The sequence below is a fragment of the Rathayibacter sp. AY1B5 genome, assembly GCF_002932795.1.
Classification (GTDB): domain Bacteria; phylum Actinomycetota; class Actinomycetes; order Actinomycetales; family Microbacteriaceae; genus Rathayibacter.
The window spans coordinates 26,226-51,099 of sequence record NZ_PSWM01000029.1; the positions used below are offsets into that span (position 1 = coordinate 26,226).

A 24,874-nucleotide genomic window follows, 5' to 3' on the forward strand; every position below is an offset into this window, starting at 1 on the left:
CCCGCCCCGCTCGGCGGATGGGTGCCGGTGGTGTCAGCTGCTGCGCGGGGTGGCGCGGCGGAGGATCGCCCAGCCCGCGACTCCGGCGATCGCGGTCGGGATGAGCGAGAGGCCGTAGCCGCCCGCGTACCCGACGCGGCCGAAGAAGGAGCCCACGGCCGGCCAGTTCTCGGTGAGCGTGAGGAGGGTGATCACCGCCAGCACGAGGGCGCCGAGGATCCCGAAGAAGAGCAGCATCCCGCGCTGGCGCCAGCGCACGTAGACCGCTGCCGTCGCCGCTCCGACGAAGAAGAAGAAGAGCAGGGCGCAGAGCACCGCGACGGCCTGCTCGCCCACGGAGTCCCCGCCGAAGTAGATCGAGCGGAAGAAGCTGCCGCCGAAGCCCCAGCCGTCGGTCGCCCGCTCCACGATCCCGAGGACCACGAAGACGCCGGTGTAGAAGACCGAGAGGGCGACGAAGGTGAGGGCCGTGCCGAGGGAGAAGTCGCGGCGGGTGGCGCCGTAGCCGAGGGCGAGGCCGAAGGTGACGTTCACCGACTGGACGGCCACGACCATCATGTAGACGAAGAGGAAGAAGGACGCGCCGGAGTAGGTCATCCCCTCCTGCGCCTCGAGGCGCTCGCCGGAGGAGAGCCCGCGGAGGATCAGCCACCAGACGACCAGGTTGCCCGCCAGGATGACGGCGGTGATGATCAGCGGCGTGTAGAGGATGGTGGCGGGGTTCGCGAAGTGCAGGCGGACGATGCTGCCGAGGCGGCCGGCGGCGGTGTCGTGGCGCGCGGGGGAGCTGACGAGGGCGGTCATTCCGAGGCCTTCCCGGTGGTGAGCTGGACGACGAGCTGCTGGAGGGGGACGGACTCGAGTTCGAGCCCGTGGCGGGCGGCGGAGGCGCGGCCGGCGTCGTCGAGGCGGGGGAGCGTGGCCGAGGCGCGGCTGCCGAGAGCGGAGCGGGCGATGACCTCGCGGCCGGCGGTGAACGCTTCGACGGCCTGCCGGGGCCCGATGACCGTCGCCGCGGCACCGCGCAGCTCCTCCGCGTCGCTGTCGACGACGAGGCGGCCCTCGTCCATGACGAGGACGTGCTCGAGCAGGCTGCTGACCTCGTCGATGAGGTGGGTGGAGAGGACGACTGTGCGGGGGTGCTCGGCGAAGTCCTGGAGGAGGCGGTCGTAGAACAGCTGCCGGGCGACGGCGTCCAGGCCCAGGTAGGGCTCGTCGAAGAACGTGAGCGGGGCGCGGGAGGCGAGACCGACGACCACTCCGATCGCCGACAGCTGCCCCCGGGAGAGCTTCTTGATCTTGCGGTCGACCGGGAGGCGGAAGTCGTCGACGAGCTCTCGGGCGAACGCCTCGTCCCATCCGTCGAAGAACCAGGGGGCGCTGCGCAGGACGTGCTTCACCCTGAAGTCGTCCGGGTACTTCTGGCTCTCCTTGATGAAGCAGGTGCGCGAGAGGACGGCGGCGTTCTCCACCGGCGATCGCCCGAAGACGCGGATCTCGCCCGAACTGGCGAACTCCTGGCCGGTGAGCAGCGACATCAGCGTCGTCTTGCCCGCGCCGTTGCGCCCGAGGAGTCCGTGGATGCGGTTCTCCTCCAGTGCGAAGCCGATGCCGTCGACAGCGCGCATCCGTCCGTAGTGCTTGGTGAGGTCGTTGACCTCGATGACCGCGCTCATCGCGATCCCCCTTCTCTGATCATGTCGGCGAGATGCTCGGTGCTGAGGCCGAGCTTGGCGGCCTCGGCGAGCAGAGGAGCGACGAACTGGTCGCGGAACTGCGTGCGGCGCTTCTCGACCAGCCGGTCGCGCGCCCCCTCGGCGACGAACATGCCGATCCCCCTCCTCTTGTAGAGCACCCCGTCGTCGACGAGCAGGTTCACGCCCTTGCCGGCGGTGGCCGGGTTGATGCGGTGGAACGCGGCGAACTCGTTGGTCGACGGGACCTGCGACTCCTCCGGCAGCGCGCCGTCGATGATGTCGTTCTCGATCTGCTCGGCGATCTGCAGGAAGAGCGGGCGGGAGTCGTCCACGCGGGCTCCTTCGGTGCCGGGTCAGGTGGTTAGTCGGTGTTGTAACTAACCATGGAGGCGAGAAGCGGTGGTGTCAAGAGAGGCGTGCCGCTCGTTCGGCACGACGACGGCCGTAGCGCGCTTCGCGGGCATTGTGGTGGGGGCCGGTCGGCGCTTCGCGGGGGGCGGCGCACGGCGGGTACACTGGCTCGGCCAGCCTCTGTAGCTCAATGGAAGAGCGACTCCGTCCTAAGGAGCAGGTTGGGGGTTCGAGTCCCTCCAGGGGCACCAAAGTGTCGTTACTAAAACCCTTGCCAGAGAAAAACGCCGGATCAGCGCCGATCTCGGCCTCCAGGAAGCTGGCGAGGGTCCGAGCACCACTCCTACGAGTGGTGCTTTTTTCGTCTGCGGCGGACTGCACGGCGGACGAGGTGATCGTGGCAAATGGTTCGTTCAGCTCTGCGGTGATGGTCCCGTCGGCGTGGACGAGAACGCGCGCGAGGAAGACCTGATTGAAGAGCCGTTTCACGTGGTCGGGCGCCGCGCCGTAGGACCTGGCGCACTCCTCGGTCACGTCGAGGGCAAGCCGGATGGCGTGCTCGACGTCGGCGACGTCCTGAGTGAGGTGTGCTTCATCGCGCTCGGCAATCGTCCGCTCTGCGCGAATGCGATCCTGCTCCTTCTTGAACAGGTCGAGAGGGATCGCGTCTGCGTAGTGAGCCTGGAGGAGCCGAAGCTGCTCACGTTCGAGACGCTCCAGGTCGGTCCGGATCTGCGCGCGCTGCCGCTCGGCGTCGCCGCGGGTGGCCACAAACTCATCGTGGAACAGTCGCTCGAGGTCATCTCGGGCGATCCGGTCGAGCCGGAGACTCTTCTTGTACTCCTGGACGATCTTCTCCTCCACGACGTGGATGAGGACCGCCTTTTGCGTGCAGTCGTTCCGTTTCGCCTGACGCGCGGAGCAGTAGAAGTAGGGGTAGATCTCCCCGGACTTCGAGCGAGTCATCTGCACGATCAGACGGTTGTGGCAGTTGCCGCAGTACACCGTGCTCTTGAGGTAGTGGTCGTGTCGACGTCGGCGCTCGCCGGAGCGACGAGATTGAAGCGCGTCCTGCACCTTGTCCCACGTCTCCTGATCGATCAGCGGCTCATGCTTGCCGGCGTAGGTCGCTCCCGAGAACGAGACGAGGCCCAGGTAGTACGAGTTGGTCAGGATCTTGTGGAGATCCGTGTCAGTGAGGGCGCGCGAGGGCACTTGCGGAGTTCGCCGAGTAGTAAGCCCGCGCTGAGCGAGTTCGAGTGCGAGCTGGGACAGGCTGACGTCTGGCTCGACGTATCGGTGGAAGGCCCAGGAGATGAGCGGAGCGCGGTCGGCGTCAGGGCGCACTGTGCGGCTCTCGCGGCCGTCGCTGTCGAACTCGCGGACGTTCAGGTACCCGAGCGGGGCCCGACCTGGGGTCCCGCCCTTTTGTACCTTCTGCGTCATGCCCTTGGTGACCTCGTGTGCGAGATTGCGCGAGTAGAACTCGGCGATCGAGGACATGATCCCGTGAAGGAGCGCACCCGACGGTGACTGGTCAATGCTCTCTGTGGCGGAGATCAGCGCCACGCTCGCGGCGGTCAGCTGCTTCATGATCTCGACGTCATCCTCGCGATTGCGGGCGAGGCGGTCGACTTTATGGACGACGACGTAGTCGACCGAGTGCTCACGGATGTACTCGAGCATCTCCTGAAGGGCCGGACGGTTCGCTGTTTTCGCGGACTCTCCGCGGTCGACGAACTCCTTGGCGACCATGGCGCCCATCGACTGAGCCTTCTTCCGATTCGCCTCCCGCTGCGCAGGGATCGAGAACCCCTCCTTCTCGTCACCGCGCTGCGCCTGACGCGCTGTCGACACGCGGAGGTAGAGGACCGCGACCTTCGGCGTCAGCATCTCGCCGATCACGGAGAGGGGGTCGGGGGCGGCCGGCTGAGGGCTCAAGGTAGGGGTGGCGAGAAGCGGTGAGAGTGTCATAGCGCTCTGATTAACGCTCTGAACGCGCGCGGAGTCGAGTCTTTTCTGTACCGAAAGTCGATCTCCTCCCAAGGGATCGGCCGGCGACCCCGATCGGCTGGTGTTGCGGAAATTGCTACGGTCGGAGGAGGCATTTCGGGATCGGAAGGTACTTCGTTGCGATGCTTCTGTGGCTGGGCGGTTACTGGCATGAAGTCTTTTCTCATTTATGGAAGACATAGACCCGGTCTGCGTGGTGGACGATGTCGAAGATCTCGCGGAACTGGATCTCGATCGATTCGTAGTTCCAGCGCAGGTCGTGGTCGGCGATGCCCTGCTCTTGGCGGAACTGGGTGAGGGTGGTGCGCCAGCCGAGCCCGTCGATGTGCTCGTCGAGAGCGGCCCGGACGCTCGGGTACTCGCCGAAGAAGCTGTCCTCGAACTCTGCATCGAAGGTGCGTGGGTCGGTCTCCGAGCCGAAGACCTGCACGAAGGCGGTCATCGCCTTCGCTCGGTCGTAGGTGTCCGTGCCTTCGCTCGGTCGCGGCTCGTGGTTCTCCGGGGATTGAGGTTGTTCTGGTGTTGTCATATCGAGGTTCTCTTTTCTGCCCACCCGGTTAGATGTGTTGCTGGGTTATTTCTCGCTACTGGTGGAAGATAAAAACCTTGTCTCGGTAGTAGATAACGTCGACGGTCTCTCGGAAGCGGCGTTCGATCGCGGCGTAGTTCCACTGGAGTTCGTCGGGCGTGATGCCCCAGTCCCGCTGCAAGGCCGTAAGGGCGTCGTTCCAGCCGAGGCTTTCGATCTGGTCGTCAATGGCCTCGTCGAGGCTGTCGTACTGCGAGAAGAAGATGTCGCCGAGGCCGGTGTGTCGTTGCTCGAGCCCGCTGCGCCGGTACTGCTGGTACTGCCGGCACTTGGTGATGATGCGGGCGGGGTTCTCGGTAGCCAGGTCGACTTCGAGGAACCAGTGATCCTCGTACCCGTCGGGGGTGCTGGTGACGACGGCAAGGTCGGGCTTGAGGAATAGTCGTTGGCCGGCCGGGCCGAGGTAAGGCCGCCAGCAGGCGGGCTCCGGCGTGATGCTTTCTACCCTGAGCCGCTTGCTGTCTTCGAGTTCCGCGAGGTGGACGCGGAGTTCGGAGATGGCGAGGGTGTGCTCGAGGAAGGTGAGGGTTGGGTCCTGATCGCGTCGGTAGCGCTTCTTCCTCTGCTCGGGATTCGGGTCGCAGGTCCCTGCAAGCCGTGCGCCGCGGTTGGTGATGGTCCAGATGCCGGCGCTGGAGCCGCGCGCTTGTCCGCCGACGGTACGGGGGAGGACGTGAAGTAGGCCGATGCTTCCGAGTTTCTGCAGGAGCCGGTTGGTTTGGCGCGCGGCGGAGCGGTCGCTGCCGTACCTCGCCCGGGCGGCCCGGGCGAGCTGTCGGCTGGTGGCGTAGCGCTGTTCAAGCAGGAAGCGGAGGACTGCCTGCTCCTGCTCAGTCGGCCTCGGCTCTGCGATAGTCCGTCTTCGTTGGCTGCTCATAGGTGTCGTCCTGGGCGAGGGCCGGGTACCCACCGGAACGGTGGGTGAGTCATAGCCACAAGGGGTGCGGATGTGGCGGATTGTCGGGCGAGTACGGGCGTGTTCAGGAGAGCGACGAGTCTGCCGACGGGTCTCTGCTTATCGGTGTGGGAGACATGCGTCATGCGCGCTTCCTCCGCCCGACTGGCTCGGTGCTCGCGTTGTGCGGAGCGGTGTCGGCCTGTTGCTCGAGGTGTAGGTCGCGTCGGAGCGCCGCGTCGATCTCGCTCACGGGCCGGCCGTAGCGCTCGGCGCTCCGCTGTCGGATCTCGATCGCATCCGACACCACAGGTGGCGGCGGTTGCGTTGCGGCGGAGAACCAGCCGGTCTGCTGACCCTGTTGCCGGAGATTCACGTAGACGTGGTGGGCCGGTAGGAGCTGGAAGTCTTCGGCACTCAGCTCGCGAGTGGTCTTCGCGAGTGCTGCGGCGTCGGCCTGTTCGAGGCCGAAGACGATCTTGCTCCGGGCGTTCGTATCGATCGCCGCGCGCATCGCGGCCGGGAGTTGGTCTCGGTACTGGTGGGCGAGCTGCCAGGCGGCGCCGAGCGAGCGGCTCTGCGCGAGCGCATCCGCGAGGTCGCCAGAGGCCGGGAGGGCGAGATAATCCTGGACTTCGTCGATGTAGAGGGAGGCGATGGTGCGCTTCTCCTGAGGAAGGGCGCTGCGGCCGAGGATGATCGGCCAGAGCGAACCCACGACCAGGGAACCGAGAAGTCGCGCGAACTCCGGTCCGAGTAGTCCCTTGTTGAGCGAGATCAGCACGATCTTCTTCTTCGTGAATAGCTCCGACAGGTCGAAGCGCGATTCGGACTGCCCGAGCACTGCCCGCATCCCCGGGCGGATGAGAAAGGTCCGCAGTTTGTTCATGGCCGGCCCGATCTCCATCGCCTGCTGCTGCGGAGTGAGCGCGTCGTACCGAGCCCAGAAGGCGCCGACGCCCAGTGGGTCGTCGATGCGGCCGGTGATCTTGCGCCGAAACGCCGGGTCGGTAAGGAGCGTCGGCAGCCAGAGCAGGTTCGCTCCCGGCGTGCGGGCGAGGGTGAGCAGGGCGGAGCCGAGGACGTCTTCGGAACGGACACCCCAGTTGTCGAAGATCCCCTTCAGCGCCGCCATGAGCGAGTCGGCGACCAGCTCGGGGTTGCGGTCAGCTCCGGACAGGACGTTGATACCGACTGGCCGATCGGAGAGCGGATCGATCACGACGACGTCGCCGCGCCGATGCTCGGGAATGCGCTCGAGGACGTCGCGGACGAGGTCCGCCTTCGGATCGACGACCAGCACAGGGCGACCAGCAGTCATATCCGCGACGATCAGCGACAACAGCGCCGTCGACTTCCCGGACCCCGTCGGGCCGAGCAAGATCGTATGGAATGCCGCGTCCTGGATCGGGATCCCGATGGTCTGAATGACGCCGGGTGCTGTCGTGGTCGCGAAGGCGCGTCCGCCGTCCTTGAGGCCGGGTGGGGCGGGCAGAAGCCGGGGATGCTCGGCGGGCAGTCCGGGCAGCGGCCCGTCACCGAGCGGCCAGCCCAGTAACGGCAAGAGTTCCGGGACCGACAGGGCAAGTCGGTAGCTCCCTGGTCGCCGAGCGGCATTGACCGAGGCTGGTGCCAGACCGTCGAGGTGCAGGCGGGTTCCGGCGGCTTCGGCGACGCGCAGCGCTCCGAAGAGGGAGGTCAGCAGGGACCGGCGCCGTTCCGGGGTCGCGGCGGCGGCACCGATGCGCATCTCGACGCGGAAGCCGTGCTGGGAGGCGCGCTGTTTCAGCGAGCTGCGGACCTCGGTCGGTGCCTGAGGGGTTCCCCAGAGGAGCTGCCACCAGGCCCGCCGCGGATCCTCAACCGCTTCTGGGACGAGGTGCGGTCCGCGCCGGGCGCCGAGGACAATCTGGACGACCAGCTTGTCGCCGTCCCGGTTCGCTTGAGCGAGCGCTGCTAGCACCGAGCGGGTGATCGCGCCGATCCGTTCAGTGGTGAGACTGAGCGCGGGGTGGCGGAGTCGGATCCGGCCGGCGCTGACGACCGCGATGCGGGGGCCGATGGGCGCGGTGAGTCGTGCTCCCGTCAGCTGCTTGACCATGGCGGTGCCGGTGCCGATTTGCGGCTTCTCGAGGCCGATGAGCCAGCGGATGCCGGTAGCGCTGGCGCGGGCTTCGAGGCGGACCGCGCCGAGCGAGGGCTCGGTCGCGATCCGCTGCAGCAACTCCATCGCAGCGTCGATGGGGAAGGGGCGTTGCCAGTGCACCTCGCGCCAGATGACCGGAGGAGCGCTACGCATCCGAAGCCCCCTCGGCGTGGCGGCTATCGGTTGACTGCTCGGCGGCGGCGGGGCGCTGCTTCGCCGGGTCGTGTTCCATCTGCCAGAGGACGAGAGCGATGACGGCGCGGGCGAACTTGCGGCGGTCGATCGGCTGGTTCCAGATCGGCTGCACGTGCACCTGGCTCGATGCGGAGGTGCCGGGCTCCTGCTTACGGCCGGCCATGTCGCCCGCCTTCCGCCCGCGCGCTGGTCTCGCCGTCGAACTGGGTCACAGGTCGTTCCTGCGGATGAAGCGCACGAGCAGCCACAGGCCGAACCCGACCGCGAGGGCGACCGCGACGATCCACCACACCTCGAGCAGGAGCCGCGCTGCGATCGACACGAGCACGGCGATCCCACACAGGACGACGGCTCCACGCAGTGCGCTCGAAAGCCACGAGTCGTTCTTCTTCTCGGACATACTGCTTTCCTCTCATCACTTCGCCCCTTTCGCGGGCGCGGTCTTCGGCTGCCTCGGCGTCCGGTCGGACGGGACGGGGTATCCGGGGATCGCGATGTCGGAGTCGACCTCGTTGCCCCACACGGACCAGTCCGCGTTCGACGGCGGGCGACGACGAGCGAACAGCTCGAGGTACGGACCATCAGAGATACGCTCGATGACGGCGAACTGCTCTTCGGGCTTGTGAGAGTGCGCCTGGAGCGGCGCGAACATCCAAGTCGGCTGCGACTTGTACCGCACCGGCGCCTTACCCTTCGTGGCGAAGAGGAGGTGCTCGGTGGCGTTACGGAGGTAGTTGCCGAGCAGGATGCGCGGCTTGATCCAGGTGAGGGGGGAGCGCGGGGTGAAGCCCCAGGCGCGGATCACGTCGTAGCCGTGCTCCAGCGTCGCGTTCGTCACCCACAGCCAGAGATGTGCGTTCTCCGCTGCGAGCGCTTCGACGGGCATCGCCTTGATGCGGTCCAGGCTCATGAGGGTGTAGTGCTGGGCGGCGCCGAGGCGTCCGGTCTGCTCGATGTTCCACGGCGGATCGGCCAGGATCGTCGAGAACTTCTGAGGCGTGTCTGTAGGCATAGGGAACGGGTCTCCTTTCAAGAGGGAATGAGTAGAATTTCGGCGCGACAAATACCGCTTACGCTTGACTGCCGCGAACTACCCCGTATTACGAGGCATGAACGCCAATCCGTAAAGACTGAACCTTCAGCGGAATGCAAGCGACGAGAAAGCCGAACCTCAGATACCAGAGGTGGCCGGAGTGGTATCCACAGCCGTTGACGTTTTCTTCACAACACCCTGTGGAAAACGGACCTCTCGGTCAGGGTTGGGTCAGCGGCGGCGGTGCTTCGCGAGCGACGCGAGCACCGCGTGGGCGACCGCACCGAGCTCATCATCGGAAGAGATCCGGGTCACAAGCGTGTTGTCGCCGAAGTCCGCGTCGGTCGGGCCGCCGCCACCGAGGACCACCGCGTGAACGTCGCCGGGGAACTCCGACAGTCGGCGAAGGATCTCCGCGGGGTCAGCGTCGAATAGCTCGAAGTCCGACAGCACCACCAGCGTCGCCAGATGCTCCGGCCGCGTTGCCGCCAGCCGCGTTGCCGCCAGCAGCGACGGTCCGAGTACAGAACTCCCTCGAGCATCGAGGGGAGTGCGCAAGCCGTGCTCGATGAGGCGCAGCCCCACCTGAGTCATCCGCACAGGCGGCACGTCTCCCGATGTCGGAACGTCGAAGTGCAACACCGCCCCGAGCTCGTCGCGCCCGACGCCCGCCGAGGCGATGCGGCGGAAGGCGAGCTTGCACTCCTGGTAGCGGTTCGAGACCGGGTCGACACCGGCCGGGCCGATCACGGAGCCGGAGTCGTCAGCGACCACGATGGTCAGTGACTTGCCTCGGCACGGCCCGCCCGGATGGCTGAGCCGGATTCGAGGCCCGCGCGGAGGCCGGCCTGCTCCGCTGCCGAAAAAGTGCAGGCCGGGACGGACAAGATGCGCCGTCGCGAGCTGCGAGGTGGCCAGTCCGATGACGCTCATGCTCGCTCCCGATCCTTCGTCGGTGATGCCGTCCGCCCAGGAGGAGTACTCGGTTCCGGTGGACGTCCGTGCCCGACGACGCCGGGGTTGCGACGCAGGATCCGCGCCTTGAGCGCCGCGTAGGAGAACGTTGCCGCCTTGCCGCGCTCGGTGTGCTCAGCGCGGATCGACTCGGACGACTTCGTCTGCTCTTCGTGACGCATCAGCGAATTGCCGCTGCTGAGGCGCGCGGTGCGGCGCAGTTCCTTCTCGTAGCGCTGCTCGAACGTGCCGAGCAGATCGTCGACCTCGTCGGAGTACGCCCACGCGTTGAGGAAGGACCCGGCGGCAACAGCTAGGGCGAAGCCGCCGTAGATGAGCCCGGCGATGGAGCCCTCAATGCTGGAGCGCAACCCGAAGATGCCGATCGTGATCGCCGTTGCCACGCATCCCGCCACACCGGCCGCGATCTTCACGAACCTTGCTCCTGGATCGACTTCCGAGAACAGATGGAGGAACCGTTCCAGCTCGGGGGATAGTTCTTCCTGCTCCTTCTGTCGTCGAGCAGCCGACCGGAGTTCGCGGACATCCCGTCCTACCGACCCGGCAGACACCGCGGCGAGCCCGACTGACACAGCTTGAATGAGAGCTAACTCTGGGATCTCGCCGAAGTAGATCGCGGCACCGGCAATGCCCGCGACATCCCCACCCACGAACCCGAACCAGCAGCCGACATACCAGCGGCCGGCGTGCGGCTTTCGACGCACGAACGGAGCGAGGGCCCGCCGCGCCGTGGTGAGCTGCTCCCTGGACTCGCTCAGCACCGAGTCGTTGCCGTCCGCCAGCGCCCGCGCCTTTTCCGCCGGATACTTGAGGCCAGCAGCGCGGACAGCATCTGAGCGAGATGCTTCCTCGCCGCTCGCGGCCCACGACGGCACCTGCGCGGCGCCCAGCTCGTCGTACTCTTCCTCGACGTATGTCAGATTGATGCTCGACGGACGTACGATTGCGGAGGCCTCGTCAATGCGTGGCAATGCGACACTGTCAGCGAGAGCCGACGCGTCCTCGGTCTCCGACCTACTCTGAAGAACGCCACGGGGTCTCACCAGGCACCGCCCGCGAAGTCCGTCAGCACTGTGCAGGAACCCGCACTCGTCGACTCGCAGGTTGCAGACCAGAACGCCTTCAGACCGTTGACGTACTCCGTCGAGGGCTGCTCCGAACCGGCCACCTTCCCGATGCCAAGGAACGACACCGATACCCGATCGTCGAGCTGCGGCAACGCGGCGGAGGCGGCGAGTGACTCGGCGGACGCAGAGGTCAACGCCGGATCGTTGAGATTGACGCCGACGTTCTGGATTCCGTCTGTATCGATTTGGGCGCGATACAGGTGGTCACCGACGGCCCTGTCCCGCTCTTCGATGTAGTCACCGAGCGCGAAGTAGGCGGAAGTCATGTCTGTTCCGTCTGCGTCCAGTCCCGGGAGTGCAGCGATGTAGGCCGCCTTCGCCTGCTCCAGGTTCTCCTCGACCATTTCATCGACTCGGCGGAGCTGCGCGTTCTCCGTTGCCCCCGACGGCTGGAGGTCGTTGTCGAGAAGAACAACAGAAGTCGCAGAGGACGAGGAGATCACGACGACCCGTGCGTGACCGCTGCAGACTGCCGTCTGCGTGAGGTGGTCACGCACCGATTCCCAACGGTTGGCGAGGAGAACCTCGTTTTGGGACGATCCGCTGCCGTCGAGCGCAACGAACGCGTTGTAGACCGAGCCCTTCGGGCAGGCCAAGGACTTTTCCTTGAGCGCGGTGAGCGCGCTTCCGTTGGTCGGCAGGTGACTGGAACAGCCTGTGAGGCTCGCCAGGGCGATCACCGCACAGGTGACGCCAGCCGCGGTTCGGCGTACGGTCGAAGAAGACATTCGGATCCTTTCGATCACTTCGTGGAGATGGAGGAGCGGGAGTGGACGGACGTCTGGTGGTGGCTCGTTGGCGCGAGTCACCACCACCTCTTTCGGGAGTGAGGAGGGTGTGAGGGTCGGTAGTCATCTGCCCGTAGAACCAGGATCAGACCGACGGATGCTCTCGTCACTGACACGAAACTGACACGATGGCGACATGAAGGATGATCCGCTGAGGCTTCAACTGCGTTCTGAGCTCCGCGAACTGCGCAAGGGTCAGGGCGCGTTCGCGCCTGACCGCGTTGCGGTTTGCGAAGCATTGGTTCGTGTCGTCGGCATCGGCAGCGTCGAGCAGGCACACGCGACCATCTTCGAGATGTTCAAGCGCTACAGCGTCGAACCAGATGGTGACATCCGTGCCTACCTCGAGACCAGCGGCGTCGGCCTGCCAGGGGCAACATTGAACAAGCGACTTGAGGCGTATGCCCTTGCGCATCACGTCGAGGAGCGCACGGGCCTTCGTCGCAGCGACCGCGGAGCTGACAAGCTGGCGACTTTGTTTCGCGACGAGGCACTGTTCTTCCGCCCATGGGGACACCTGACGGTTTACCAGTTTGGCACGCGGGTGCTCGCCAGCATCGCGTTACACGCTGATCCGGCGTCGGAATACAGGTCGCCTGTCGTTTGGGTCAACGATCAGGAAATTGAGGACCTTGCCTTCCAGTTCAGCACGCCCAGCGAGCACACCGGCTACGTCAGGGCGGTTCAAAACATTGACGGATATCGGCTCGATGCAGATGGCGAGCGGCTGTTCAAGATCGACGTCGAGTGGCGAATGGCGGTCTGGCCACAGTGGGTGCTCGCTGCGCAACTTGCTGACCCACGTCTCGTCGCAAAGATCCAGACGCAACGCAACTTCATGACCGAGGTGACAATTACTTGGGGAGCGTGGCCAGCCGGCGAGGTCCCAAGGTCACCTTCATTCGCAGGTTTTCCCAGACGTTGGCCGTCAGGAGAGGCTGTCGCGCAAGCTTAATCTTGATTACTCGACGCTCAGCTACGGACCGCTGCCCTCGGCTAAAGTTTCCGTTCGACGGTAAAAGATAGCTATAGCTTGACCGACGAACTAGTATCGCGACTAGCGTGAGGTCGTAATCACACTCCCTCTGGTTGAGCTGTTGCTCAATCAGAAGGGCGACATTTGCAAGTCCTCTCAGGACCAGGCGGAGTCGGTAAGGTACTGGTCGAGCCACATATCGGCGACCCTCGTTCTGTCCTCGTGGTTTAACTCCAGCACATACCGTACCGATTCTGCTGGTTCAAGCGCCTTCACGAGGCATGCAGCAATTTCACCTTGCAGAAGCTGGATCGCTGGTCCAATCACTCCCTCGTGCTTGAAGTTAACTGCATTACCGCCGAGCATGAGATAGAACTCATGTCCGTTAGTGCCTCGAGGTGATGACTGCCGCCACTTCGCGATGTCACCGTTATACCGCAGAGGGGTTGGCGAATAGTCGGCGGCTATCAGGGATTGTATGTCAATTTCGTCGTCCGCCGAGGTAACTGACGCGACGAATGTTCCTGGTCGGAGCGCTCCAATGGTTTTCTCGGAGATCGGCCGTTCTCCCCTGTCGCCAGATGCGCCTGCACCAGTCGCACTGACGAGCAAGTTAGCGGTCGTGGCAAACTCTTCAAATTGGCGCCTGAAATCGTAGACGCGAAACCCCTGCGCTGCTGCTTGTGCCAGACGAATGGAGTCCAATTCACAAATCGTGACAGGAATTCCGCGGCCACGAAGGGAGTGCGCGACGCTTCGTCCGATCGGCCCGAAGCCGATGACTCCTGCCCGTCGCGACTGCAGGACGATGTTCGATTGGCGAAGGATAGCCTCGATCGAGAAGGTGACGGCCACCCCGACAAGATGATTCTCGGGCTTCTTAAGAGGGCTTCTGGCAACGGAATATACATTGAAGCCGAGAGTCTCTTCGGAAGAGGTGGCGGCGAGGGCGCGCTCGTAACGTTTGTGGCCGTTCTCGGTGTCTTCGATGATTCCGACAAGACGATACCCGAGTGCGTCGACTGCATCCCTTAGCTCTGCGAGTTGACGAGTCGCATCTGCCCGAAGAGGGGCGAAGTAGCCGCCGATGTCTAGCAAGATAAGACGAGGACGCTTCTGAGGGTCGATGGCTCGATCGATCTCAGGTAGAACTTCAGCAAATATTGCGGAAGGATTCTTTTTGAATTCTTCTTTATTGAGTGCATGCTCGCGTTTCGGAACGGCTGCGCTTAGGAATCCGCTTGCATTTTCCTGCATCGAACTGGGCTTACCGAGAAAAGCACGGAGTGCGAAGTGTTTGTCGAGTGCTGGGATGAATGCGATAGCGCTATCGACTATATGGGCGATTGCGATCACGTTGACGTCTTGCATGCCCGGAACCCGCGCATCACTGAGAATCCGAGAAAAGTAGGCCGTGGCCTTGATGTGGTCCGGATTGCCTTCGACTTCCATGCTTCCCCCTTTGAAACAAATAGCCCTCATGCGAGGGCTATTTGTTGATTGTGCTAGTCGACAATTTTATTCGGCGCTTCCCATAAAAAAGCCTCCTTTCTCAATGATTTTACCAGATAGTCCTAGACAACCCAAGAAATCCTATGAATTCCTCTTTTTGAGCCATCAGGAGAGTGAAATATTCGCCAAAGTTTGGAGTCGTCTCCAAACTTATGGGGTGCAAGAGGAAAATTCTCCTCTTGAATTCCATCTTCATCACCTTCGAAAGGTTGAAGCGAGTAGACCGCTGAGGCGGGACGATCCTTAAGTACTATCGACATAGTAAAGTCGTCGTACTCATGGAAGTTCCGGTGTGAAAGATAGGGAAGCGCGGCTTCCGACTCGTCAATAAAGGTTTGTTCTGTCACGACAGTGAGCTCAGCATCAGCAAGGATGGTCTCGCCCAAGTCGATCAGGTAGGCTTCGACCTTGTTCTCAATCCATGGGCGTCCATGTACGCTGGCACTGAGTGGTCGCCCGTCTACTGAAGCGTCGACCCGGGGTCGACTTTTTACTCCCGCCCCCGACCACTGGTGCTGCCGTTCGATGAACCGGGTTCTCGCTCGGACGTTGTACTTAATCGTGACCCGATGGATGAGCTTTAGCTGATTGCGCTCCGGGAAGATTTCTTCAACATGTACTTCTTTTACTCGCTGTGAGCCAAGCGACTTTGCGAGCGGCGGCTCAGAAGAAAGTTCGGCGCCGACATCCGTCCAAAGAGACCGCTCGTCGTCCTGTCGGACATCGTCACTCATGCTTGGGCCTCCGATTTTGCTGACGGGCAGCCGCCTGGGAGTCGATGTCGCACCAGTGAGGAGGCTCTAGCTGCCGAATCGCAGGCCATGGAGGTTCGAGCCTCCCTCTAGAGTCGTGGTTGCGGCTCGGCTCATCATCCTGTACAGGATGTCGAGCCCCGATGGTACGAGCGTAGCCCCTCTTCGGGGGTGTGTTAACCGCTGGTTCCGAGTCGAGCCGCATCAGCTCCAGCGTCGATCCTTCGTCGGCCGGTTGGTCGGGGTCGCGAGGGCGTCGGTGCGTTCGTTTGAGTGTGACTTGTGCCGGCGGATCCGACAGCGGATCGCTCCGTCGCTGCGTCGGCGGGCTTCCATGCCGTGGTGTGAGGTCGTTGCTGATCTATGTGCACCCGGCGCCAGCCGGGCGCTCGAGCGTGAGCACGCAGCTGCGTGATTGCGGCGGGGGCGGTTCGGGCTCAGCTGGCGCGGTTGAAAAGGTGCAGGATCGTGACTCTCGGTCGAAGCTGTTTTCGTACCCAGCGTCTCTCGCCTGCGCGGCGGGGCTCATCCAGGCGGTGAGGTCGCTTAGGGCGACGAGGTGGCACCAGATCCGATTCTGGTCGAAGCCGTCCAGCGGCAGGTTGCACAGGCCGATGCCTTTCGCGAGCTGGGTACGGTCTTCGCAGCGCGCCGGCGCCGGTGTCGCAGATCGAGCACTGGCTGGCGAAGGTCTACGAGTCGATCCGTCCCAAGGACGTGTCGAAGGTGTTCCTGTGGGACCGTCTCGGCGCTAGGACCACGGAGCTGATCCACGGGCACATGACCGCCGCCCGTGTGCGGTCCATCGCCTCGAAGACCGTCTCCTTTGACGCGGCGGGCCTCGAGTTGGTCAGGCAGATCGCCGAGCAGTTCAGGCTAGACACCCGAGATGAAGCCGGGCGACGTCTACGAGGAGGTGCTCGACTCGATCGAGGCGCGCCTGCGGCGGCGGCTCGCCGAGACGGAGAGCCCGGTGTACCAGTCGCTGGCGGAGCGGATCGAGAAGCTCCGCAACAAGGCGATCGAGAACGTCGAAGATTCGCTCGCTTTCCTGGAAGAGGTGCTGAAGATCGCCCAGGACGTCGTCGCCGCCGACCGAGCGGCCGAGGCCGGCAACGAAGCGACGCTCGAGCGACCCTCGAACCCGAAACGCGGAGCGCTGACGCAGATCGTCGAGGAGAACATCCCGCCGGCCTGCACAAGATCGGGCCGGACATCGTTGACCAGATCGACGCGATCGTCGTCGAGGTTGCCTACACAGGCTGGACCCAGAGCGACGCCGGCTGCAAGCGCGTCCGTCACGAGCTCCGCGCCGCGTTAAAGGATTACGGCCTTCCCATCAAGGGCGACCTCTTCGACCGGACGCACGAGTACGTCCGTGAGAACTACTGAAGTCAGACACCCGTCGCCCGGCTTGACTGTTCGGCGCCTTGCCGATCAACGCGAACTCGTACGTGCGTTACGGATGCAGCCGGACCTCAGCCCGTTGCACGATGCGGAGGAGCAGGTCGGCGAGCTGTATCACTTCGGCCGCCTCGACCGCGTCGTCGAACTGGACAGTGCGATGGCTGGCCGGATTCTTGTAGGCGCCGATCGCGCCGGCGAACAGATCGGCGATCGCCTGTTGTTCGCCGCCCTCCGCGCCCGGGTCTCGCAGAGCGCCATCCTTCGGGCTGAAGGCCTTCCTCATAAGGGCCACTCCGAGGAGTTCGTTCGGCAAGCCGGCGACGCGACGCACTTCCACTTCGACGGCCTTCATCGCCGCGAACGAGGCCGTCTCGTAGTCGCCGAGAGCGAAGTTCGATCGGGCCGACGACAGCGCCGGATGAAGCTCGCCTGAGAGGCGGTCGTCCGCCCACACCTTCGATAGCGCATTGGGATCCTGGAGCAGAGCCTGTCCCGTGCTCGTGACCCGGCTCCAGGCGCTGCCTTGGGGGTTTTTGGACGAGTGGCCAATTAGGGCATGCGACTCGAGCCATGCCCAGGAATCCGACAGACGAGCCAGCATGACATCAAGATCGGCCGGGGGCTGATCATAGCCGCCTCGCTGCTTGAACCCCTGGATCAGATTGTTGAAGTTCGGCTCGGTTCCCAACGACCGGAGGAGGTTCAGACTCAAGTCCGGCAGAGGAAGATTCCGAACGTCGTCATAAGACATGCCCATGCAACAATGCTACAGCCGAACAAATTTCTGCTCAGGCACGTGGGGCAAGGGTCGTTCCGCTGTCCTCCTCCCAATCGTTTCGTGAGGGTTAGCCGGTGAGGCTCTAAGGTGCTGACTGTGGCAGGCATCCCGGTGGTACTCGAGACGTTCAGCTGGCCGACGCGCTCGGCGGCCGAGGCGGCGTTCCGTGGGATCTTGCGGGACTCCGGCTACTCGGTCGGCGACGCCGTCTCAGACCCGGTCCATTACCGGATGCTCATCCAACTCCTCGAGCGCCACCCGGAGCACGCCCAAAAGACCGGCCCGGGCGTCAAGGAGTTCTTCATCGGCCGAACTCGCGATGCGAGTGGCGTGTTCGCAGGGGCCAATGCGATCGGTATCTGGATCCGCCGCGTCGATGGGGAGGAGGTAGATTTCAGTTACCTCACCGCGATTCGCCAGCACTCGGCGAAGTCCGACGCCAAAGAAGCGCTGCGGACAGAAGTGGACGACCGGCGGCGGGCATACCGCGAGGCGCGCTTCGCTTCGCGCGACGAGGTCCGGAGCGAGCTGTCTGGAGATCGGATCGATTCCCTTCACGACGCCCAAGTCATTTACATAAGCCCGACCTGGGGACAGCTCACCTATCGGTTCGCGGAGAGCGAGGGCGGCTGGGGGGAAGTGGCCGTAACCCTAGCGGCGAGCGGGATGGCAGCCGTCGGATCACGGCTCGCCGACCGGAACCAGGCTGGCCGGTGGCTGGTGTTTCACGCGCGCTACACAAATTTGGGCCTTGCGACCGCGTCCGAAGCCGCCCGCCGCCGCCAGGTGAGCGATCTCGACTGGATGCCTCTCGACCTGAACGACTAGTCAGTCTCCGGTGCTGTCTCGGAGCGCCGGGTCGCCACTTCGATCAAGTCGCGGATCTCGCGCTGGAGGAGCACCGGCACGCCGAGCCCATCGAGGTTCTGAGCCACGAGCCATTCCAGGGCCTCCGCTCGGGACCACTCGTCGACTCCGATAAAGTCGGACAGGGCAACGGTCGCTGTTCGGGACAGCCCCAGCGACATGAGCACGACCTCGCTCGTGCGGGAGACGCCGAGCTCGAGCATCATCGCGTAATCAGGTCGAGCGGTAATCTCCAACCCGAGCTCCGCCGCGTACACCTCGAGCAGATCGGCGTAGCAGGCGAGGTACTTCGGCGCATGGAACCTTGCGATCGATTCGATGTCTCGCATAACGTCTCGGATCGCCCTCGCGGAGGTGAGCGATGCATTAAACGAGAGCCTTTGATCGATCAGCCGAGCGAGGGGCATGCCCTTCATCCAGTTGACGACGAGGTTGGCGAGCTGCCACTTGCGGCGATCCTCCCCGGAGCGGGGCGCGCCGAAAACGCTCGTCATCGTCGCGCCGATCCGCACGAGCGCCTCTTGGAATCGGGCGCGAGCATCGGGCTCCTCGGGGAGTGGCAATTCGAGCTCCGTCGGCGTCATCCCGGATTGCCGAAAGCTCTCCAGGAGCCGCTCCATCGAGATGGGCGCGATCCCAGTGTGCCGAGTCACAATCTCCACGGGGATCGTCAGATCGGTCGCGGCCTGCACGACCGCGGACTCGACCTCGCTTCGTTCCGACTCCAGAGGAATACGATTGAGAAGGGGCTGGATGGACTGGCCGGCAAGTTGCCGCGAGCACAGATACGCGAAGAGACTTTCAGCGGTGCTGTCGTCGTGCACTTCATCGACGGAGCGCACGAAGGCGAGCAGCCCCGACGCGTCGTCGAGCCCCGTGCTGACGGCTCGGGTGATCTGTGACCGCTTTCGCACTCGCGGCAGATTGGGCCACAGGCTTTCAACGTCAGTGTCGATGCACACCACGTTGCCTGCGAATTCCTTGCCCCAGCGCCCCGCGCGTCCCGCCAGGTTCCAGAAGTCGCCTTCGCGGAGCGGATTGCCGGGCCCCTTCTGAGGGTTGCGCATGAAGATCGTCCGACACGGAAGATTGACGCCCTCGAGCAGCGTCGACGTGCAGATCAGGTAGTGGATCTTGCCTTCTCCGAAGAGGCGCTCGATCTCCGTTCGTACCACCAGCGGCATGTTCCCGTAGTGGAAGGCCACGCGCCGGCCGAGCACGTCGGCGAGCAAGTACTTGCTGTGCACCGCGGTCTTGATCAGATCCCGCAGATCGTCGATCTCCGTGTCAGCCTCCGCCAAGGTCGGGAGCTGCTCGTAGACAGCCTTCGCGACCTTCTCGGCTTCGCTCGGGCCGTTGACGTAGATGACGTTCCCGGGAGTGTTCCCGGCCATTGCATGCGCCACCAGCGCCATGCGCATGGGCACGGTCGTCGCGCGTTGCGCGAGCACGAGTTCACCGACTTTGTAGCTGTTCCCATCCGACACCAGGGATACGCCTCTGCGCTGAGGCTTCCGGTTGATGTGCTCGACCCATAGGAGGTTCTGATTGACGGTGACCGTCTCGGAGACGAACGAGTCGGAACGCCGGTCGGCGGGCGCGTCTTCGACCAGCAGTTCCGGGTTGGAACTCAAGGGGCTGGCGAAGAGCACCTGCGCCTCCGGGCTGCGCCGAATCGTGCGCTCGATCGCGTGCTGAAGAAGAATCCCCCGTGCGTCACCGGCGAGCGATTGCGCTTCATCGACGAAGAGGAGGTCCACGTTGAGCGACGGCAGGAGCTCCAGCACCAGGTGAAGCCTCTCCTGCGTGACGACCAGGACCGTCCGTGACGACTCCGCGAGATCGGGGTCCCACGGCATGGTGAAGACGTCGACGTCCGACGGCACCTCGCGACGGAGATCACGCGAGACTTCCTCGATCAGAGCGCGGGTCGGCACGAGATAGACGAGCGCCAGAGGACCCGCCTGGCGCGCGACCTCCAAGAAGTGCTCTCTGATGATCCGGGACTTCCCAGCGGAGGTCGGAGCCGACACGCTCAGCCAGTCGTTCGCCTCTACTGCTTCCCAGAACTTCCCCTGAAACGGATTGACCGGCAGCACACGGCCGTCGGAGAGGCGGACGGAGTAGTCGATACGGCTTCGGACGACCTCCATCCGGAGCGCACCCGGCAGACGTCGCCAGGCGTCGGCCGGCAGCCGGTCCCGAGACTCCGCCAGTTCCACGGCCATGTGGTTGCCGCTGCGTTCGAGGAGCGCGGCAGCAGCGGCCTTGTGAGCGTCCTCCGCGTCCGAGGACAGCATGCACGCCGTGGCGATTCGGAGGACCGCGGACTGCGCACGCTCTGATTGAGCCGACGTGATCGCGCTGGCGTAGAGGAGGGCGAACCCCCAGTCAATCGAAGGGGTTTCTTCGTTCCATTGCACCGCCGCGAACTCCGAACGGACCGTCAGCTTGCGAGCGGCCTCGAGCACGTCTCTGAACTTGTGCGAGGCGAACACGATTTCCTCGAGCGCCGTGCTGGTGGTCACTTGGCCCCCATCCGCTTCAGGACCCGAGAACGCAGATCGGCGACGTCGGGCATCGGGATGCAGAAGAGATCGACGTTCACGCCGACGATCTCGAACTCCTCGACACGGCTCCCGACCGTCTTGTGCCACCGGCCGACTGCCTTCGACACCGCCTTCTGCTGGGCCTCGTCGAGGGTAGCGATGTTCGGATACTTGTCGTGGTCGAAGCCGACCAGGCAGACCCCGTTCCATCGCACTTTCAACGTCTTGGGGTTCGTCTCGTCGAAGTACTCGAGCAGGTGAGCCGCCAGCTCGGCCTGGGGGACGTTGAGGTGATCGCGTACCAGTAGCAGGTCCTGCTTCCGGCGCTCGTCTCCGTCGGGCCGCAGGTACGGGGCGATGCTCTCGAAGCAGTCTCGGAAAGCGTCCGAGCTCGACTTGTAGAGCTTCGACTCGCCCCAGTAGATGTCCAGAACCCCGTCATCGGCCAAGCTCGCGTGGATGCCGTCCGAGCCGTGTACGTGCACCTCGGTGTTCGTCTTCAGCGCCATCTTCGAGATCAACTGCGGTCGCTGCAGCACCCGTTCCATGAGCAGGAACAGGAGGAGCTCGCCGCCTTCTCCCGAGCTCTCCGATTTCACGAACAAGTCTCGTGCCTGCTGCTCCAAGCTCACGATGGCCGTGGTCGATCGAGTTGCCTCGTACTCTGCGAGCGCTCGTTCGATCTTTGAACGCGGTACGCAGAAGTCCATAGTCGCGGACGCCATCGCTCTTGCGAGGTGCTCCACAGCTGGCGTCCCGTTGACGTCGTGCGCGAGGAAGTGCGTCCGCACGAGAGTCGACGTCCCCGGAACTGTGACGGCCTTCTCGAACGCTGGCAGGAAGCTGATCAGCTCGCTGCCGGTGCCCCGAGCCAGCTCAAGGAATTGTTCGACGACCGCATCTTCATCTACCATCACGCACCCTTAATCGCGCACCTCGTCCGCCCGTGCACGAGAAACACCGAGCCCGCGTTCTTGACCTCGGCTGCCATACCGTCCCCGATCGACTTGTGCTGGTTGCGTTCAACCACGTTCTCGAAGCTTAGGCTCGGCGTCCGAGTCAGGGCCGGGAGCGCGGCGCTGGTAGACCGTTCCTCGGTAAAGCAGCGCGACAGGCGTCTCGGTCTTCGATGCGGACTGCGTAATCTAGAAGCGGCAAAGATGCCCTCACGCGAGTGCAGCTCCTTCGGTTGCGCAGCAGATCGACGAGACGTACGTCTGTTGAGCCCTGCCTGAACCCTGGTGCCGCTTACTGTACTCAGATTCTCACGCTCGAGCCTGCAGCCTCGCCTTCATCGTCTTCGGATCGACGCCGTACAGCGCACCAAGCTGGTTCAACGACCAGCCCCGCATCTTCAGCTCCGCCGCATCGGCCAGCTGTCGAGGAGTCAGCGTCACCTGGCGCACCGGAACGTGCTGCTGCTTGAGCGCTGAGCGAACTGCTTCCCGGCTGACGCCCCACGACGCGGCGAGCTGCCGGATGTTCCCGCCAGCGACGTACTCGGCCGCCAGCTTGGCCTTCTGTTCGTCGGACAGCCGCACCTGGCGCTGACGGAGGGCCTGCACGCCAACAGGGGGAGCGGACGCTTCCGGCTCCTCACCCCTGTTGATCCCGGCCCTGGCAGCCACCAGGGCGCGCTCCCATCTTTTTTGATTAGTTGCAGATAGGTGCACCACGATCCGCGATCGGGGTCGGTCGTTCCGAAGACCGCCGCCGTCGCTCCGTTCCACGCCACGATCTGGCCCCGCGGAGCACTCCCGGCTTTGCTTGTCGAGGCGCCGACGGTTCGAGTCGCTGAGAGTCCTGCCCGGTTCCGAGCTTCTCCACGGGAGTGACGCCCGACCGAGGAGCTCCTTCGCGGGTTCTCGGGTGACGCGGTGGTCGAACTCGGAACCGCCGTGAACGGAGGCCGGAGGCCGACCTCCGGACCGAGCTCGTGTCGCCGAAGAGAGGAAAGGGGGCGTCGACGTGTTCACCACTGCCGCCGTCGTCGGAGGGCTGCTCGTGGGCCTGCTCTTCGGACGAGCGCGCACACCACGGTTCCGCGGCGGTCTGTTCCTGCTCGCTGCTGCCGCGCTCGCCGTCCTCGTCCTGAGCCTCGCCGTCCAGCGGGACGCGTTCGCGAACAGCTGGCTCGCGGGATTCAGTGCGCTCCTCGCGTCGGCCGGTCACGCGGCGGCCGTCTGCAGGAGGCGGCTGTCCGAACTCGGGATCCCCTTCCTCGGCTGGATGTGGCGGGCCGTCCTCCGCCCGCGGTACGTGCGCGACCTCCTCGACCAGGCGGGGAGCGGGGAGGAGATCTCGGAGCGACGCCCGAGGAGCTGACCGCTCACGGCCTTCTGAGGGCGTCTCGCGGGTCTTCGCTCAGGCTGCGCCGCCATGATCGAGGCTGGTACTCGACGGAAGGTTCTCTGTGAGCATGTTCAAGCGCGTTCTCGGCATGGCATCGAAGGCGCTCGATTCGAAGAGCGGCTCGGGGTCGTCCTCGAGCGGGACGACCGATTGGCGCGACCTCGTGCGCACCGCCGCCGACAAGGTGACGGGCGATTCGCGGAGCGGGCAGGCTCAGCCGTCCCAGCAGTACGGCTCGCCGCAGCAGCGCCCCTCCGCGCGACCCCAGGACGCCCGGCCCGGGCAGCAGCCGGTGGTCACGCAGGAGGACCGTGCCGCGATCGCGCGTTACGACTACCTCCTCCGCACGGCCGACCCCGAGCAGCTCGAGCAGGTGCACCGCGATGCTTTCGCGAAGCTGACGCCGACGCAGCGCGCCCAGGTCGAGGCGCGGCTCCGGGAGGAGCTGCCCGCGTACGAGCAGCCGCGCTCCTCCGCCCCCGACGACCTGGCGCGCGCGGCGACGCGCGGCGAGGCGAACAATCCGGGGTTCCTCAAGACGATGTTCTCGAAGCCGGGGACCCGCGGTGTCCTCGCCGGTGCGGGCGTCGGAGCGGCGGCCGGCATCGGGCTCGGCGCGGCGGGCGGACTGCTCGCGGCGGTCGCGGGCGGTGCCGTGATCAGCAGCGTCGCCGGTCCTCTGCTCGCGCAGGCGTCCGGGCTCGGTGTGGACTTCGAGAACCTGGCCGGCGGGTTCGGCGACCTGGGCGACTTCGGCGACATCACCGGCGGCGCGGGAGAGTTCGTCTCCGGCGCGGGCGAGCACGTGTCCGGGCTGGGGGAGCAGGTGTCGGAGTTCGGCTCCGATTTCCAGCTGCCGGGGCTCGGCGACCTCGGGAACCTCTTCGACCGCTAGGCGGACGGGACCTGATCGCTCCGGCGGCGGAGCAGCGGCGACGCGATCGCGAGCGCCGCTCCGACGACGAGCAGCACGGCGCCCACCACCGCGACGGCGGTCGTCGACCAGTCGGGCAGGTCGACCACCGTCGTGCCGTCGAGCAGCGTCCACTGGCAAGCAGCGCCGAGCGGCCACCACGACCAGAAGCCGCGGACGAGCTCACCGGCCTCGGGAGGGACGCCGCCGAGGCTTCCCCGGCAGAGATCGTCGAAGCCCTGGGCGCCGAGGGTCGCGTACTGCAGCGGCACGAGCGCGAGCGCGGCCAGGCCGGCCAGGATCAGGACGGCGCCGGCGAGCAGCGCGAGGCGTGCGGCCGTCCAGCGGCGCTTCGCGGGCGTCGGGGCCGGGGCGGGCGGCGTCTCGGTCATCGTCCGATGGTGTCATGAGCGACGGCGGACGGGGCGGGGGTGCGCAACCGAGGCTGAGATGTGTGAATCTGTCGAATCGGCCGCCTTTCGCCACGCTGAGCCTCGGTTACGACGGGAAAACGGCGCGGAGGACAGCGACCGGGCGCGCGGGCCCGCAGGCGTCGTACCCTCGTCTGCATGGGGTTCGTCGTGTCGCTGGTGATCATCGTCCTGACCGTGCTCGCGCTGGTCGACGTCGTGCGGCAGCCCGACAACGTCATCAAGAACCTGCCGAAGATCGTGTGGATCCTCCTGATCTTCTTCCTCCCGCTCATCGGCGTCTCGCTGTGGTTCCTGCTCGGGCACGATTGGAAGCGCGGGGACGGCGGCTCCTTCGTGCCCGGCGGTCGAGCACCCCGCCGCCGGAGGCAGGCGCCGCCGACCATCGTGGTCCGGTCCGCTCCGAAGAGCACCGAGGAGCAGCTCGCCGACCTCGAGCGCGAGGAGGCGCACTACGCGCGGCTCGCCGAGGAGCAGCGCCGCCGTCGCGAGGGGGAGCGACCGCTCGACGCCTGAGCGGCCGCTCTG

25 protein-coding genes, 1 tRNA gene and 2 pseudogenes are annotated in these 24,874 nt (G+C 65.0%); 7 read left to right on the forward strand and 21 right to left on the reverse strand.

The genetic code is table 11. The features are described 5' to 3' along the window. Positions 1-33: 33 nt before the first annotated feature. Genes C5D44_RS15320 through C5D44_RS15330 form a run of 3 tightly spaced genes read right to left on the reverse strand, consistent with a single transcriptional unit; the run spans position 34 to position 2,029 of the window. Positions 34-804, reverse strand: a complete 771-nt coding sequence (locus C5D44_RS15320) for an ABC transporter permease (RefSeq protein WP_104282151.1) — start codon at positions 802-804, stop codon at positions 34-36. Beyond that, positions 801-1,676: an ABC transporter ATP-binding protein gene (locus C5D44_RS15325; protein WP_104282152.1), complete on the reverse strand. Its 876-nt coding sequence runs from the start codon at positions 1,674-1,676 to the stop codon at positions 801-803. The genes C5D44_RS15320 and C5D44_RS15325 overlap by 4 nt, the downstream gene beginning before the upstream one ends. After that, complete coding sequence (locus C5D44_RS15330) at positions 1,673-2,029, reverse strand: GntR family transcriptional regulator (RefSeq protein ID WP_104277711.1); 357 nt, start codon at positions 2,027-2,029, stop codon at positions 1,673-1,675. The genes C5D44_RS15325 and C5D44_RS15330 overlap by 4 nt, the downstream gene beginning before the upstream one ends. A gap of 195 nt (positions 2,030-2,224) precedes the next feature. Between C5D44_RS15330 and C5D44_RS15335 the strand changes: the two genes are divergently transcribed. After that, positions 2,225-2,299: transfer RNA gene (locus tag C5D44_RS15335), tRNA-Arg, on the forward strand. Between the two features lie 646 nt (positions 2,300-2,945). On the opposite strand, the pseudogene C5D44_RS18730 reads toward C5D44_RS15335, so the two are convergent. From C5D44_RS18730 to C5D44_RS15385, 10 genes and pseudogenes are all read right to left on the reverse strand, one after another. Next, positions 2,946-4,241, reverse strand: a pseudogene (locus C5D44_RS18730) (recombinase family protein); the annotation flags it as partial. Then, complete coding sequence (locus tag C5D44_RS18555) at positions 4,225-4,503, reverse strand: hypothetical protein (protein ID WP_104282153.1); 279 nt, start codon at positions 4,501-4,503, stop codon at positions 4,225-4,227. The pseudogene C5D44_RS18730 and the gene C5D44_RS18555, both read right to left, overlap by 17 nt. 142 nt (positions 4,504-4,645) lie before the next feature. Next, a complete protein-coding gene (locus C5D44_RS15350; RefSeq protein WP_104282154.1) occupies positions 4,646-5,527 on the reverse strand; it encodes a replication-relaxation family protein in 882 nt (293 codons plus the stop codon). A 160-nt stretch (positions 5,528-5,687) separates the two neighbouring features. Further along, positions 5,688-7,775, reverse strand: a complete 2,088-nt coding sequence (locus tag C5D44_RS15355) for a type IV secretory system conjugative DNA transfer family protein (protein WP_181118531.1) — start codon at positions 7,773-7,775, stop codon at positions 5,688-5,690. Positions 7,776-7,836: 61 nt separating this feature from the next. Next, positions 7,837-8,049: a hypothetical protein gene (locus C5D44_RS15360; protein WP_104282156.1), complete on the reverse strand. Its 213-nt coding sequence runs from the start codon at positions 8,047-8,049 to the stop codon at positions 7,837-7,839. 45 nt (positions 8,050-8,094) lie between these two features. Continuing rightward, entirely contained in the window at positions 8,095-8,286 is a 192-nt protein-coding gene (locus tag C5D44_RS15365) for a hypothetical protein (RefSeq protein ID WP_104282157.1), read from the reverse strand. 15 nt (positions 8,287-8,301) lie between these two features. Beyond that, positions 8,302-8,898, reverse strand: coding sequence for an MT-A70 family methyltransferase (locus C5D44_RS15370; RefSeq protein ID WP_104282158.1), 597 nt, complete (start codon positions 8,896-8,898; stop codon positions 8,302-8,304). 252 nt (positions 8,899-9,150) lie between these two features. Continuing rightward, positions 9,151-9,852 (reverse strand): hypothetical protein, encoded by a 702-nt coding sequence (locus C5D44_RS15375; protein ID WP_146088066.1) that lies wholly within the window; start codon positions 9,850-9,852, stop codon positions 9,151-9,153. Further along, a complete protein-coding gene (locus C5D44_RS15380) occupies positions 9,849-10,865 on the reverse strand; it encodes a hypothetical protein (RefSeq protein ID WP_146088067.1) in 1,017 nt (338 codons plus the stop codon). Before C5D44_RS15380 ends, C5D44_RS15375 begins: the two co-directional genes overlap by 4 nt. A 68-nt stretch (positions 10,866-10,933) precedes the next feature. Further along, positions 10,934-11,749 (reverse strand): hypothetical protein, encoded by an 816-nt coding sequence (locus C5D44_RS15385; protein WP_146088068.1) that lies wholly within the window; start codon positions 11,747-11,749, stop codon positions 10,934-10,936. A 196-nt stretch (positions 11,750-11,945) separates the two neighbouring features. On the opposite strand from C5D44_RS15385, the gene C5D44_RS15390 reads away from it, so the two are divergent. Then, positions 11,946-12,764: a hypothetical protein gene (locus C5D44_RS15390; protein WP_104282162.1), complete on the forward strand. Its 819-nt coding sequence runs from the start codon at positions 11,946-11,948 to the stop codon at positions 12,762-12,764. 177 nt (positions 12,765-12,941) lie between these two features. On the opposite strand, the gene C5D44_RS15395 is transcribed toward C5D44_RS15390, so the two are convergent. From C5D44_RS15395 to C5D44_RS18560, 3 genes and pseudogenes are all read right to left on the reverse strand, one after another. Beyond that, entirely contained in the window at positions 12,942-14,237 is a 1,296-nt protein-coding gene (locus C5D44_RS15395; RefSeq protein ID WP_181118532.1) for a hypothetical protein, read from the reverse strand. Positions 14,238-14,359: 122 nt separating this feature from the next. After that, positions 14,360-15,031, reverse strand: a complete 672-nt coding sequence (locus tag C5D44_RS17805) for a hypothetical protein (RefSeq protein WP_146088069.1) — start codon at positions 15,029-15,031, stop codon at positions 14,360-14,362. A gap of 532 nt (positions 15,032-15,563) precedes the next feature. Continuing rightward, positions 15,564-15,730: pseudogene (locus C5D44_RS18560) on the reverse strand (IS1380 family transposase); the annotation flags it as partial. A 208-nt stretch (positions 15,731-15,938) separates the two neighbouring features. Between C5D44_RS18560 and C5D44_RS15405 the strand changes: the two are divergent. Further along, entirely contained in the window at positions 15,939-16,370 is a 432-nt protein-coding gene (locus C5D44_RS15405) for a hypothetical protein (RefSeq protein WP_104282165.1), read from the forward strand. Between the two features lie 138 nt (positions 16,371-16,508). Here the strand turns inward: C5D44_RS15405 and C5D44_RS15410 are convergent, their stop codons facing one another. Beyond that, complete coding sequence (locus C5D44_RS15410) at positions 16,509-17,213, reverse strand: TIGR02391 family protein (RefSeq protein WP_104282166.1); 705 nt, start codon at positions 17,211-17,213, stop codon at positions 16,509-16,511. A gap of 108 nt (positions 17,214-17,321) precedes the next feature. Here C5D44_RS15410 and C5D44_RS15415 point away from each other — a divergent pair, with 108 nt between their 5' ends. Beyond that, positions 17,322-18,062, forward strand: coding sequence for a DUF3223 domain-containing protein (locus C5D44_RS15415; protein ID WP_104282167.1), 741 nt, complete (start codon positions 17,322-17,324; stop codon positions 18,060-18,062). On the opposite strand, the gene C5D44_RS15420 is transcribed toward C5D44_RS15415, so the two are convergent. From C5D44_RS15420 to C5D44_RS15430, 3 genes are all read right to left on the reverse strand, one after another. Beyond that, positions 18,059-20,629, reverse strand: a complete 2,571-nt coding sequence (locus C5D44_RS15420) for a DEAD/DEAH box helicase (RefSeq protein WP_104282168.1) — start codon at positions 20,627-20,629, stop codon at positions 18,059-18,061. The genes C5D44_RS15415 and C5D44_RS15420 overlap by 4 nt on opposite strands. After that, entirely contained in the window at positions 20,626-21,564 is a 939-nt protein-coding gene (locus tag C5D44_RS15425) for a DUF1837 domain-containing protein (RefSeq protein ID WP_104282169.1), read from the reverse strand. The genes C5D44_RS15420 and C5D44_RS15425 overlap by 4 nt, the downstream gene beginning before the upstream one ends. 351 nt (positions 21,565-21,915) lie before the next feature. After that, the gene (locus C5D44_RS15430; protein ID WP_104282170.1) at positions 21,916-22,215 is read right to left on the reverse strand and encodes a hypothetical protein; all 300 of its coding nucleotides are present in this window, start codon (positions 22,213-22,215) and stop codon (positions 21,916-21,918) included. 403 nt (positions 22,216-22,618) lie between these two features. Here C5D44_RS15430 and C5D44_RS15435 point away from each other — a divergent pair, with 403 nt between their 5' ends. Together C5D44_RS15435 and C5D44_RS15440 are read left to right on the forward strand one after the other, a co-directional pair. Further along, entirely contained in the window at positions 22,619-22,975 is a 357-nt protein-coding gene (locus C5D44_RS15435) for a hypothetical protein (protein WP_104277712.1), read from the forward strand. Positions 22,976-23,069: 94 nt separating this feature from the next. After that, positions 23,070-23,897, forward strand: coding sequence for a hypothetical protein (locus C5D44_RS15440; RefSeq protein ID WP_258068011.1), 828 nt, complete (start codon positions 23,070-23,072; stop codon positions 23,895-23,897). On the opposite strand, the gene C5D44_RS15445 is transcribed toward C5D44_RS15440, so the two are convergent. After that, positions 23,894-24,307: a hypothetical protein gene (locus C5D44_RS15445; RefSeq protein ID WP_104282172.1), complete on the reverse strand. Its 414-nt coding sequence runs from the start codon at positions 24,305-24,307 to the stop codon at positions 23,894-23,896. The two genes, C5D44_RS15440 and C5D44_RS15445, sit on opposite strands and share 4 nt — an antisense overlap. Positions 24,308-24,484: 177 nt before the next feature. On the opposite strand from C5D44_RS15445, the gene C5D44_RS15450 reads away from it, so the two are divergent. Continuing rightward, the gene (locus tag C5D44_RS15450; RefSeq protein WP_104282173.1) at positions 24,485-24,862 is read left to right on the forward strand and encodes a PLD nuclease N-terminal domain-containing protein; all 378 of its coding nucleotides are present in this window, start codon (positions 24,485-24,487) and stop codon (positions 24,860-24,862) included. Positions 24,863-24,874 lie beyond the last annotated feature (12 nt).